Annotated in this window: 9 protein-coding genes; 6 read left to right on the top strand and 3 right to left on the bottom strand. The window is 72.9% G+C overall.

Going from position 1 to position 11,946, the window contains the following annotated elements:
- Positions 1 to 17 precede the first annotated feature (17 nt).
- The gene (locus AC0665_RS19935) at positions 18 to 809 is read right to left on the bottom strand and encodes a TVP38/TMEM64 family protein (RefSeq protein WP_478608005.1); all 792 of its coding nucleotides are present in this window, start codon (positions 807 to 809) and stop codon (positions 18 to 20) included.
- Positions 810 to 1,184: 375 nt separating this feature from the next.
- Here AC0665_RS19935 and tuf point away from each other — a divergent pair, with 375 nt between their 5' ends.
- Together tuf and AC0665_RS19925 are read left to right on the top strand one after the other, a co-directional pair.
- Complete coding sequence (tuf, locus tag AC0665_RS19930; RefSeq protein WP_478608007.1) at positions 1,185 to 2,354, top strand: elongation factor Tu; 1,170 nt, start codon at positions 1,185 to 1,187, stop codon at positions 2,352 to 2,354.
- An 85-nt stretch (positions 2,355 to 2,439) separates the two neighbouring features.
- Positions 2,440 to 3,285 (top strand): spermidine synthase, encoded by an 846-nt coding sequence (locus tag AC0665_RS19925; protein ID WP_478705464.1) that lies wholly within the window; start codon positions 2,440 to 2,442, stop codon positions 3,283 to 3,285.
- Here AC0665_RS19925 and AC0665_RS19920 read toward each other — a convergent pair.
- Entirely contained in the window at positions 3,247 to 4,551 is a 1,305-nt protein-coding gene (locus tag AC0665_RS19920) for an MFS transporter (protein WP_478705463.1), read from the bottom strand. The genes AC0665_RS19925 and AC0665_RS19920 overlap by 39 nt on opposite strands.
- A gap of 75 nt (positions 4,552 to 4,626) precedes the next feature.
- Positions 4,627 to 5,634 (bottom strand): DUF8017 domain-containing protein, encoded by a 1,008-nt coding sequence (locus tag AC0665_RS19915; protein ID WP_478705462.1) that lies wholly within the window; start codon positions 5,632 to 5,634, stop codon positions 4,627 to 4,629.
- A gap of 178 nt (positions 5,635 to 5,812) precedes the next feature.
- Here AC0665_RS19915 and AC0665_RS19910 point away from each other — a divergent pair, with 178 nt between their 5' ends.
- The 4 genes from AC0665_RS19910 to AC0665_RS19895 all read left to right on the top strand — a co-directional run bounded on the left by AC0665_RS19910 (position 5,813) and on the right by AC0665_RS19895 (position 11,937).
- The gene (locus tag AC0665_RS19910; RefSeq protein WP_478509339.1) at positions 5,813 to 6,250 is read left to right on the top strand and encodes a DUF4442 domain-containing protein; all 438 of its coding nucleotides are present in this window, start codon (positions 5,813 to 5,815) and stop codon (positions 6,248 to 6,250) included.
- 429 nt (positions 6,251 to 6,679) lie between these two features.
- Positions 6,680 to 8,575, top strand: coding sequence for an RICIN domain-containing protein (locus tag AC0665_RS19905; RefSeq protein ID WP_478608016.1), 1,896 nt, complete (start codon positions 6,680 to 6,682; stop codon positions 8,573 to 8,575).
- Between the two features lie 242 nt (positions 8,576 to 8,817).
- Positions 8,818 to 11,202, top strand: coding sequence for a phosphoketolase family protein (locus AC0665_RS19900; protein WP_478705461.1), 2,385 nt, complete (start codon positions 8,818 to 8,820; stop codon positions 11,200 to 11,202).
- Between the two features lie 84 nt (positions 11,203 to 11,286).
- Positions 11,287 to 11,937, top strand: coding sequence for a DedA family protein (locus AC0665_RS19895; protein ID WP_468405006.1), 651 nt, complete (start codon positions 11,287 to 11,289; stop codon positions 11,935 to 11,937).
- Positions 11,938 to 11,946: the final 9 nt, after the last annotated feature.

Here is an 11,946-nt window from a genome sequence, read left to right as displayed (position 1 = left end):
GGCGGGCTGAGCGCCCGTCAGAGGCGGCGCAGCTGGTGCCGCTTGCGCCAGGCCACCACCACGCCCGCCAGCGCCGGCAGGGCGATGCACGCCAGGGCGATCAGGAAGGCGGGAGAGGTGGGGGCGGAGGCACGGGCACCCGCGACGGCGTAGGCGGCGGTGTTCGGGATCGAGCCGAGCGCCGTGGCCAGCAGGAACGGCAGCAGGCCCATACGGGAGACGGAGGCGCAGTAGTTCGCGGCCCAGAACGGCACGCCCGGGAACAGCCGCACCGCCAGCATCGAGCGGAAGCCGTGCCGGCTGAGCTGGCCGTCCGCGGCCTTGAGCCAGCGCCCCCGCAGCAGCGGCCGCAGGGCGTCCTGGCCCAGTGCCCGGCCCAGGCAGAAGGCGATCCCGGCGCCGAGCACCGTGCCCGCGAGGGCGACGCCGAGGCCCAGCTGCGAACCGAACAGCGCGCCGGCCGCGAGGTTCAGCAGCGGCCTCGGCACGAACGCCACGGTGCACACGCCGTACGCCACCGCGAACACCAGCGCCGCGGCGGCCCCACCGAGCTGGGTCGGCAGGCCCTCCGTCAGCAGCCGCTGCGGCTCGAACAGCAGCACCCCGCACCCGCCCGCGGCGAGCAGCACGGCGAGCAGGGACAGCCGCGACCACGGCGAGAGCAGAACTCTCGTGCAGCGGGCGGCGAAACGGGTCGGTACGGCGGTCGAGGCGGTCGGTGCCGGGGGGACGGCGACGGCGAGCTCCGCGGCGGTGGCCCGGGGAGAGGCCGTGGCGGTGCCCCCAGAGCGGGTGGTGGCATCGAGCATCCGGTGACACTAACCGACAAATGTGTGTGATCGCCGTATGGTTCGTCTCACGAGCGTCACAGCCGGCGGTGCGCGAGCCCGTGTGCAGGCCAGTGCGCGAGCCCGTGCGCGAACCCTTGCGCAGGCACCGAAAACCATTCGACGTGCGGTGACGCGTCGGCAAGGATCGACGCATGTTCCGGCACGCCTTCGCCCTCGCCGCATCCGTGGTCACGGATGCCCCGAAGGCTGCCGTCGCCGTTCTCACGGCCGTCGCCGACGGCGCCCGAAGCTGACCCTCTCCGGTTCGTCCGGCGGACCCCGCAAGGGGAGGGTCGGGCAGGTCCTCGGGGTCCCACGCTCTCCTCCGCCGATCAGACGCTTCGAGGTACCGCCATGTCCAAGACGGCCTACGTCCGTACGAAACCGCATCTCAACATCGGCACGATGGGTCATGTCGACCACGGCAAGACGACCCTCACGGCCGCCATCACCAAGGTCCTCGCCGACCGGGGCAGCGGCGCGTTCGTGCCGTTCGACCGGATCGACCGGGCGCCCGAGGAGGCGGCGCGCGGCATCACCATCAACATCGCGCACGTCGAGTACGAGACCGACACCCGGCACTACGCGCACGTCGACATGCCGGGCCACGCCGACTACGTCAAGAACATGGTCACCGGCGCCGCGCAGCTCGACGGGGCGATCCTCGTCGTCTCCGCGCTGGACGGGATCATGCCGCAGACCGCCGAACACGTCCTGCTCGCGCGGCAGGTGGGCGTCGACCACATCGTGGTCGCCCTCAACAAGGCCGACGCGGGGGACGAGGAGCTGACCGACCTGGTCGAGCTGGAGGTCCGCGACCTGCTCACCGAGCATGGCTACGGCGGTGACTGTGTGCCCGTCGTCCGCGTCTCCGGCCTGAAGGCCCTGGAGGGGGACCCGCGCTGGACGGCGTCGATCGAGGCGCTGCTCGACGCGGTGGACACCTACATTCCGATGCCGGAGCGGTATCTGGACGCGCCGTTCCTGCTGCCGGTCGAGAACGTCCTGACCATCACCGGGCGCGGGACCGTGGTGACCGGGGCGGTCGAGCGCGGCGTGGTGCGCGTCGGGGACCGGGTCGAGGTGCTCGGGGCCGCCGTCGAGACGGTGGTCACGGGGCTGGAGACCTTCGGGAAGCCGATGGAGGAGGCGCAGGCCGGGGACAACGTGGCGGTGCTGCTGCGGGGGGTGCCGCGGGATGCCGTACGGCGCGGTCATGTGGTCGCGGCGCCCGGAAGTGTGGTGCCGAGCCGGCGGTTCACGGCGCGGGTGTATGTGCTGTCCGCGCGTGAGGGCGGGCGTACGACGCCTGTCTCCAGTGGGTACCGGCCGCAGTTCTACATCCGCACGGCGGATGTGGTGGGGGACGTCGACCTGGGGGACGTGGCCGTGGCCCGGCCCGGTGACACGGTGGTGATGACCGTGGAGCTGGGGCGGGACGTGCCGCTGGAGGCGGGGCTCGGGTTCGCCGTCCGTGAGGGTGGGCGAACCGTGGGGGCGGGGACCGTGACCCTGGTGGGTTGAGGTCGTCGGGGGACCGCAGGGCCGTGGTGGCCGGCCGCGCGGTTCCCCGTGCCCCGAAGAGCGATCGCCCCTGCACAATGGCGGGGTGAAGGATCCCATTCCCGTGGCCAGAGTCACCGATCACGGCACCGCCAAGCTCATGCCCGACGTCGACCGGGACAGGGCCTGGCTGCTGACCGTGGACGGGGCGCCGCAGTCCTACGTCGATCTCGACGAACCCGCGCACCTGGAGTTCGAGTACACGCGGCGGCTCGGTCATGTGCTGGACGTCGTGGCCGAGCCGGGGCGGGCGCTGGACGTGGTGCATCTGGGGGGCGGGGCCCTCACGCTGCCCCGGTACGTGGCCGTGACCCGGCCGGGCTCACGGCAGGACGTCGTCGAGGCCGACCGGGGGCTGCTGGAGCTGGTGTCGGAGCATCTGCCGCTGCCGCAGGGCGCGCGCATCGCCCTGCACGCGGCGGACGCACGGAACTGGCTGGAGCACGCTCCCGCCGCCTCGGCGGACGTTCTCGTCGCGGACGTCTTCACCGGGTCGCGGGTGCCCGCGCACCTGACCTCCGTCGCCTACGTCCGCGAGGCCGGGCGGGTGCTGCGGGACGGCGGGGTGTACCTCGCCAATCTCCCCGACGCCGCGCCGTTCGCCTTCCTGCGGTCGCAACTCGCCACGCTGGCCACCGTCTTCGGGGAGCTCGCGCTCATCGCCGAGCCGGGCGTGCTGCGGGGGCGGCGGTTCGGGAACGCGGTGCTCGTGGCCGGGCACCGGCCGATCGACGTCGCCGCCCTGGCCCGGCTCACCGCCTCCGACGCCTTCCCGGCCCGGGTCGAACACGGAGCCGCGCTGCGGGACTTCGTCGGCAGCGCGCGTGCGGTGCGGGACGAGGACGCCGTGCCCTCACCCGAGCCCCCCGAGGGGGCGTTCGGCATCGGCTGACGCCGGCGCGGTGCCGCCCCGGGCCACCGGTGTGGTCGTGCGGCGCAGGTTGCGGACGTCCGGGACACACAGCACGGCCGCCGTGACCAGGACGACGAGGCCCGAGCAGCCCCACAGGGCGGCCGTGCGGCCGAAGGCCTCCTCCGTCGGTCCCGCCACGGCCGTGGCGAGGGGGACCAGCGCGACCGAGCCGAACCAGTCGTACGCCGAGACGCGGGAGAGCTTGTTCTCGGGGATCTCCTGGTGCAGGGCCGTCATCCAGGACACCCCGAAGACCTCCACCGTCGCTCCGGCGAGGAACATCACCGCGAACAGGACGCCCACCGGCACCGGGACGGCGAGGGCGGCCGAGGGCAGGGCCAGCGGGAACACGCACAGGGTGCCGGCGAGGAGCAGCCGGCGGGGCTTCCAGCGGGTCATCAGCAGGGCACCGGCGACCGTGCCCGCGCCGAACGCGCCCAGGGCGAGGCCCCAGGGACCCGCGCCGCCGAGGTGGTCGCGGGCCACGAGCGGGCCGTAGACCGCGTCGGCGGCGGCGACGACGGCGTTGGCGACGGAGAACTGGACCACGATGCCCCACAGCCAGGGGCGGCCGGCGAACTCCTGCCAGCCGTCCCGCAGATCGGCGAGCAGGCCGCCGCCCGGAGCCCGGGGCGGGATGTGGCCGACGTCGAGAAAGGCACGCAGCGCCCCGGCGAGCGCGAAGGCCGCCGCGTCCGCCGCGAGCACCCAGCCGGGCCCGATCGCCGCGACCATGGCGCCGCCGAGCGCGGCACCGCCCAGGGCGGCGCCCTGCATGGCCATCCGGAACACGGCGAAGGCGCGCCCGGCGTTCTCGCCCTCGACCGAGGACATCAGCATGCCCTCGGCGGCCGGGCCGAAGAACGCCTGGCCGGTACCGCCCAGGGCGGCGAGCAGCATCATGTGCCACAACCGGGGCTCCCCGGCCAGCACGAGGGCGGCGAAGGCGGCCTGCGAGAGGCAGTTCAGGACGTTGGCAGCGACCATCACGCGGTGCCGGGGCAGCCGGTCGGCGACGGCGCCGCCGATCAGCAGGAACAGCACCAGGGGCAGGGTCCGCGCCGCCGCCACCAGACCGATGTCGCCACCGTCGCCGCCCGCTTCAAGCACCGCGAACGCCCCCGCGACCAAGGCGCCGTTACTGCCCAGGCCGGTGATCACCGCGGCGGCGGTCAGCAGGGAGTGGTTGCGGCCGGCCCGGCCGGGTCTGTGCGGGCTCCGGGAGGAGGCGGTGGGGGAGGTCACCGGGTGACTATCCCTGCCGGTGGCCCGCTCCGCCAAACGGTTTCCCCATAACAGGAGCGGGCCCTTCCGTCTGCGTCAGCCTCCGGTCGGCTCGCCGTGCAGGCGGACCGTGCTGAGGATCTTCATGATGGTCTTCTCGGGCACCTCGCCCTTGACGCCCTTGGCGCCGAAGAGGCTCCAGGCGACGAAGTCACCGGCGGAGTTCTTGAAGCCGAAGGTGACGGCCTTGCCGTCGCTCGCGCACTTGCCCTTGTCGGGGGTGTTCTCCGAGTGCGCCCAGGCGACGCTGCCCTTCACGCCCGAGGCGGTGGTGTAGGGCTTGGCCTTGGCGTCGGCCTTGACGCTCTTCTTGTCCGGCTGGGTGTAGCCGCCGTACACCCACCAGCCCACCTGGTTGACCGCGACCTCGTCGGTGTTCTTGGCGCCGTCGGCGCCCTTGGTGCCCGCTCCGGCCAGGGACTCGGTCTCGGACCTGCCGTCCTTGTTGTCGTCGCTCGTGCACCACTTGGACTTGTAGAACGCCGGTGCCGACATGATGATCAGCGCCTTGCCGTCGTCGGACTTCTCGTCCTCGAAGAAGACGGACGAGGTGGGGGAGGCCACCTCCCAGTCCGCGGGAACGTCGAAGGCGGTGCCCCACTTGGGGTTGACGACGACCTTCCAGCCCTTGACGGTGGGCTGCTCCGCCTCGCCGCCGCGGGGGTTGTCGCCCGTGGCGGAGGCGCTCGGCTCCTCGGCCGACGGACTCGACGACGCCTTGCCGCTCTTGCCGCCGCCGTCCGCCGTGTCGTCCTTGTCGCCGCCGAGCACCAGGAAACCGGTCACACCGGCGGCCACGACCACCGCGGTGGCGGCGATGATCGCGACCAGCTTCGTCCGGTTCCTGCCGCCGCCGCCCTGCGGGGGCTGCGGCGCGCCGGCCGGAGCCGGAGTGCCCCACTGCGGCTGCTGCCCATAGGGGTTGGGCTGCTGCTGGTATCCCGGCTGCTGGTACGGATTCGGCTGCTGGTACCCCGGCTGCTGGTACGGGTTGTTCCCCTGCGGGTTCTGCTCGCCCCCGGGCGGCTGCTGTCCTGGCCACATGGGCAGCCACCCTAGCCGCGCTCCGGACACGATTCGGTCACCGCCCGTGGACGGAGGCGTAGCAACCCGGGGTACGCGGCGGTGCGGCCGGTGGCGTACGGGTCGGTGCGGCGGTCGTCACACATCCTGGTCAGCCCTCTCTACTCGTGAGTAACATGCGGTCATGAGCGCAGAGCAGATGTCCATCGGCGAGATGCTCGCCGCCACCGTGCCCATGGCCCGGACCCTGAACCTCGAGTTCCTGGAGACCTCGCCGGAGCGGGCGGTGGTGTCGCTGCCGGACCAGAGCGAGTACCACAACCACGTGGGCGGTCCGCACGCCGGAGCGATGTTCACGCTGGGCGAGTCCGCGAGCGGGGCGATCGTGCTGGCCGCGTTCGGTGACCAGCTCTCGCGCGCCGTGCCGCTCGCGGTCAGTGCCGAGATCTCCTACAAGAAGCTGGCGATGGGCGCCGTGACCGCGACGGCCACCCTCGGCCGCCCGGCCGCCGAGGTGGTCGCACAGCTGGATGCCGGGGAGCGCCCCGAGTTCCCGGTGACCATCGCCATCCAGCGGGCCGACGGCGCCGTGACCGGCGAGATGACCGTGGTGTGGACCCTGCGGCCCAACGGCTGACCCCACCCGCGAGTATGCGTGACCCCGGCCCGGTGCCGGGGTTTTCGCATGCCGGGCCGCCCTGTCGCGGCGCCCCGGGCGTGCGCCGTCCGGTTCCCCGAGGGTGGCCCGCGGCCACGCCACGAACCGGGCGGGACCTCCAGGGGGAGATTTCGTGGACCGATCGCCTTTGTGCGCACACGACGTGGCGTCCTGAGCGGCGGCATTTTTCGAAAGCCGGTACGGATACCGCCGGTAACATATTTGATTTCGCCGCGTTTTGAACGTGGGTCATCCGAACTCCTTGTTACCTGTGAGTCGTGTGTGCGAAAGTGAGCCGCCTCACACCGAGTCCGCAGCTGATGCGGCACAGGTATGCACCAATCACCCCCTGCTTTCCGACGGACGCGCCATTCGCATGCCGTTCCGCGGCTGGAAGGACATGGTTCCGTGCACTCCCCCCACCCCCCACGCCCGCCGTACCCGCCACGCCCCGGAGCGGGGCCCGCCGAATCCGACCGCAATCTCCTCGCCCGGGTCGGCGCACCGGATGAAGGGCCGCACGCCGTCGCGCTGTTGCTGGCACGGCACTGGCGCGCGGTCCACGAATACGCCGTGATCTGCCTGGCCTGCGCGGAGGACTCCGCGTCGATGGCGGCAGCCGCCGCCTTCCGCGGGGAACTGGCCGGGCCGGGCGCCGGCGCCCTGCGTCCCCGCCTGCTGACGGCCGTCCGGGAGACCGTCGGGACGTGGGCCGCCGACGACGGCATTTCCCGTGTCCTGCCGGAACTCCGCAAAACCGTCGGCGCCCGCGGTCTGCGCGCCGCCCGGTCCGGTACGCCCGAAAGGCGGCGTCTCGCCGAGCGTGCTTTCCGCGGCCTTCCGGCGGCCTCCCAATGCCTCCTGTGGCACACCGAGGTCGAAGCCGAACCCATATCCGTACCGGCCGGTCTGCTGGGGGTGGATACCGCCATCGCGTCGGCAGCGCTGGAGGAGGCCCGCGAGCAATTCCGGACCGGGTGCGTACGAGCGCACCGGGAACTCGCGCCGACGCGGGAATGCCGCTACTACAACCGCCTGCTGGACGTTCCCATGCGTCGCGGCGGGTCCCTGCTGCCCGATGTGCAACGGCATCTCATGGCCTGCCGCTACTGCCGTCACGCCGCCGAACAACTCAGCCATTTCGAAGGCGGTCTGGAAGAGCTGCTCGCCGAGACGGTGCTCGGCTGGGGCGCCCGCCGCTACCTGGAGTCACGGCCGGGCCGCGACGAGAACCGGGGCATCACGCCCCCCGGCGGACGCCACCGCCTCCGGACGCGTGCCCTGCCCGCCGACGGCCGTCCCGGACCGTCGAGAAGGCACACCAAGGCACTGGCGGCCGCGGTCGGGGTGACCTCCCTCGTCCTGCTCGCGACCCTGCTCGCCGCCCGGGGCTGGACGGAGGAGAACGGCACCACCGACCCGCAGGCCACCTGGGGCGCGGTCAGCGGCCACTCCGTCCGCCCGGACGGCGGGGGATCCTCGCCCGTGCGCCCGGATGCCGCGAACTCCTCGTCCGGTGCTCCGCCCGGCGGGGCCCCGCCCGTCGGTTCGCCCTCCGCCGCCTCCGCCGGCAACCCCGCCGAAGTGGCGCGCGGGCGGCTGCGCAACCTCGGCGCCGGGCTGTGCCTCGACGTCCGGGGCGGCCGTATCCGGGCCGAAGCCCCCGTCGTCCTGGCCACCTGCTCCGCGAGCGGGTCCCAGCGGTGGTCGTACCGGGACGACGGTGTCCTGCGCAGCGCCGCCGACCCCACCCTGTGCCTCGGCTCCGACGCGACCGACGGCTCGGTCGTCCTGGCCGGCTGCCTCGTGCACGCCGGAGTCGTCCGCTACGACCTGACCGTGCGCGGCGAGCTCCTGCCGCGCGGCAGCAGGGGGCGGGCCGTCGCTCCCGGGAAGGGCCGGGACGTCGTCGTCACCCGACGTGACGGAACCGCGGCCCAGCGCTGGGCCCTGGAAACGGTGCCCGCTCCCGAGGGGCCGGGGGAGGCACGGCAGAAACGCGCCGAGGACACTCCGCGGGAAGGCTGGCGGGAGCAGGGGCGGCAGCCGTACGGCGACGCCTCGCCCGGCATCCGGCCCGACCCGCCCCGCACCCGGTCCGAGGAGCCGCCGCAGGAGCGGTACGAGCCGCGGTTCGCGGAGGTGGACTGCTGCGAGGAGGCACCGTCCGGTGCCGAGGACACCGGCACCGGGCCCGGCCCCGGCCCCGGCGTCCCCGACACGGTGACCGCCACCCTCGCGGACACCGTGACCGACACCCTGGCGGACACGGTGACGGCCCTCCCCACCGTCACCCTGCCGTAGGGGGCCGCCGCCCCGGTGCGGTCGCGTGCTCGGCCCGAGCAGCGTCCGCGGGCGGGCCGCCCACCGGGGTGCGGCCGCCCGGGCCCGAACCGCTGTCGGCAAGACATCCCGCGCTGCGGTCGGCCGCGAGAGCCGGCGGCCGGTATCGAGCGGGTCCGGGCATCGCCGAGAGGCGCCAGGCATCGAACCGGACCACACTGGTACTCCTCCTGAGGCCGCCCGCAGAACCCAGGGAGTCACTCATGCCCGAGGCCCCGCGCCGGGACAGCAGGACCGCACCGACCGAGGAGGAACTGCGCACGCTGGACGCCCACTGGCGGGCCGCCAACTACCTGGCGGCCGGTCAGATCTACCTGCTGGCGAACCCGCTGCTCACCGAGCCGCTGCGGCCCGAGCACATCAAGCCGCGGCTGCTGGGCCACTGGGGCACCTCACCCGGGCTCAACCTCGTCCACACCCACCTCAACCGGGTCATCAAGGCACGCGAGCTGGACGCCCTGTGCATCTGGGGCCCGGGCCACGGCGGGCCGTCGGTCCTGGCCAACTCCTGGCTGGAGGGCAGCTACAGCGAGAAGTACCCGGACGCGAGCCGTGACGCGCGCGGCATGGAGCTGCTCATGCGGCAGTTCTCCTTCCCCGGCGGGGTGCCCAGCCACGTCGCCCCGGAGGTGCCCGGCTCGATCCACGAGGGCGGCGAACTCGGCTACTCCCTCGCCCACGCCTACGGCGCCGCCCTCGACCACCCGAACCTGCTCGTCGCCTGTGTGATCGGCGACGGCGAGGCGGAGACCGGCCCGCTCGCCGGGTCCTGGCACGCCAACAAGTTCCTCGACCCCGTCCACGACGGTGCCGTCCTGCCGATCCTGCACCTCAACGGCTACAAGATCGCCAATCCGACCGTCCTCGCCCGTCTCCCGCAGGACGAACTCGACGCGCTGCTGCGCGGCTACGGCCACGAGCCGATCCACGTGTCCGGCGACGATCCGGCCATCGTCCACCCCGCGATGGCGCAGGCCATGGACACCGCTCTGGACCGTATCGCCGAGGCTCAGCGCGCCGCCCGTGAGGAGGGCGTGACCGAGCGCCCGCACTGGCCGGTGATCGTGCTGCGCACCCCGAAGGGCTGGACCGGCCCGGCCGAGGTCGACGGCGAACCCGTCGAGGGCACCTGGCGCGCCCACCAGGTGCCGTTGTCCGGCGTCCGCGACAACCCCGACCATCTGCGCCAACTGGAGTCCTGGCTGCGCTCCTACCGGCCCGAGGAACTGTTCGACGCAGAGGGCCGCCCGGTCGCGGACGTCCTCGCCTGCGTCCCCGACGGCACCAGGCGCCTGGGCGCCACCCCGTACGGCAACGGCGGACTGCTCGTCCGCGACCTGCCCGTCCCGCCGCTGGACGAGTTCGCCGTCCCCGTCGACAAACCCGGCACGACGCTGCACGAACCGACCCGGGTCCTCGGCGACCTCCTCGCCCGGATCATGAGCGACACCGCCGACCGCCGCGATTTCCGCCTGGTCGGCCCCGACGAGACCGCCTCCAACCGGCTTCAGGCCGTCTACGACGCCAGCGGGAAGGCCTGGCAGGCCGGGACCCTGCCCGTGGACGAGCACCTGGACCGGCACGGCCGGGTGATGGAAATCCTGTCCGAACACCTCTGCCAGGGCTGGCTGGAGGGCTATCTGCTCACCGGCCGGCACGGGCTGTTCTCCTGCTACGAGGCGTTCGTGCACATCGTCGACTCCATGGTCAACCAGCACATCAAGTGGCTGCGCACCTCGCGCGGGCTGCCCTGGCGCGCCCCCATCGCCTCCCTCAACTACCTGCTGACCTCGCATGTGTGGCGGCAGGACCACAACGGCTTCTCCCACCAGGACCCCGGCTTCGTCGACCACGTCCTCAACAAGAGCCCCGAAGTCGTCCGGGTCTACCTCCCGCCGGACGCCAACACCCTCCTGTCGGTGGCGGACCACGCCCTGCGCAGCCGCGACTACGTCAACGTGATCGTCGCCGGGAAGCAGCCCTGCTTCGACTGGCTCTCCATGGACGAGGCCAGCGTGCACTGCGCCCGCGGCGCCGGCATCTGGGAGTGGGCCGGAACCGAGAACGGCGGCGAGCCCGACGTGGTGCTGGCCTGCGCCGGGGACGTCCCCACCCAGGAGACCCTGGCCGCCGCGCACCTGCTGCGCCGCCACCTGCCCGAGCTGTCCGTGCGGGTCGTCAACGTCGTCGACCTCGCCCGGCTGCTGCCCCAGGGGGAGCACCCGCACGGCATGAGCGACTTCGAGTACGACGGCCTGTTCACCGCCGACAAGCCGGTGATCTTCGCCTACCACGGCTATCCGTGGCTCATCCACCGACTCGCCTACCGCCGCACCGGCCACGGCCACCTGCACGTGCGCGGCTACAAGGAGGCGGGCACCACGACCACGCCGTTCGACATGGTCGTCCGTAACGACCTCGACCGTTACCGCCTGGTCATGGACGTCATCGACCGCGTTCCCGGCCTCGCGGTGCGGGCCACGGCCGTACGCCAGCGGATGGCCGACGCCCGCACCCGCCACCACGCCTGGATCCGGGAGCACGGCACCGATCTGCCCGAGGTCGCCGAGTGGAGCTGGAACGCCTGAGCCGCCGCGGACGTCCTAAGAGCCGGTAGGCTTCCGGGGGCACGCAGGGAAGCCCGCGGGCAAGCTCAGGGAAAGGAACCGGCGTTGCACGTCCAGGAGTGGCTCGAAACCGTACCCGCCGTCGCCGTCTACGCACTGGTGGGGCTGGTCATCGGCCTGGAAAGCCTGGGCATCCCGCTGCCGGGCGAGATCATCCTGGTCTCCTCCGCGCTGCTCGCGTCCCAGCACGGCGAGATCGACCCCGTCGTCCTCGGCGCCAGCGCCACGGCCGGCGCGATCATCGGCGACTCGATCGGCTACGCCATCGGCCGCAAGGGCGGACGGCCCCTGCTGGCCTGGCTCGGGAACAAGTTTCCCAAGCACTTCAGCGAGGGCCACATCGCCACCGCCGAGCGCTCCTTCGAGAAGTGGGGCATGTGGGCCGTCTTCTTCGGCCGCTTCGTCGCCCTGCTGCGCATCTTCGCCGGCCCCCTCGCGGGCGTGCTGCGCATGCCGTACTGGAAGTTCCTCATCGCCAACGTCCTCGGCGGCATCGTCTGGGCGGGCGGCACGACCGCCGTCATCTACTACGTCGGCATCGTCGCGGAGTCCTGGCTGAAGCGCTTCTCGTGGCTGGGCCTGGTCGCGGCGGTCCTGGTGGGCCTCACGTCCATGCTGGTGATCAAGCGCAAGGCGAAGAAGGCCCAGCAGGTCCACCAGGCGGAGCAGGCCCAGCCCGTGGCCGCAGCGGAGTAGACCCGCCCC

Source organism: Streptomyces sp. NPDC043685 (assembly GCF_056436585.1).
This window is presented reverse-complemented; position numbering and strand designations above follow the sequence as displayed.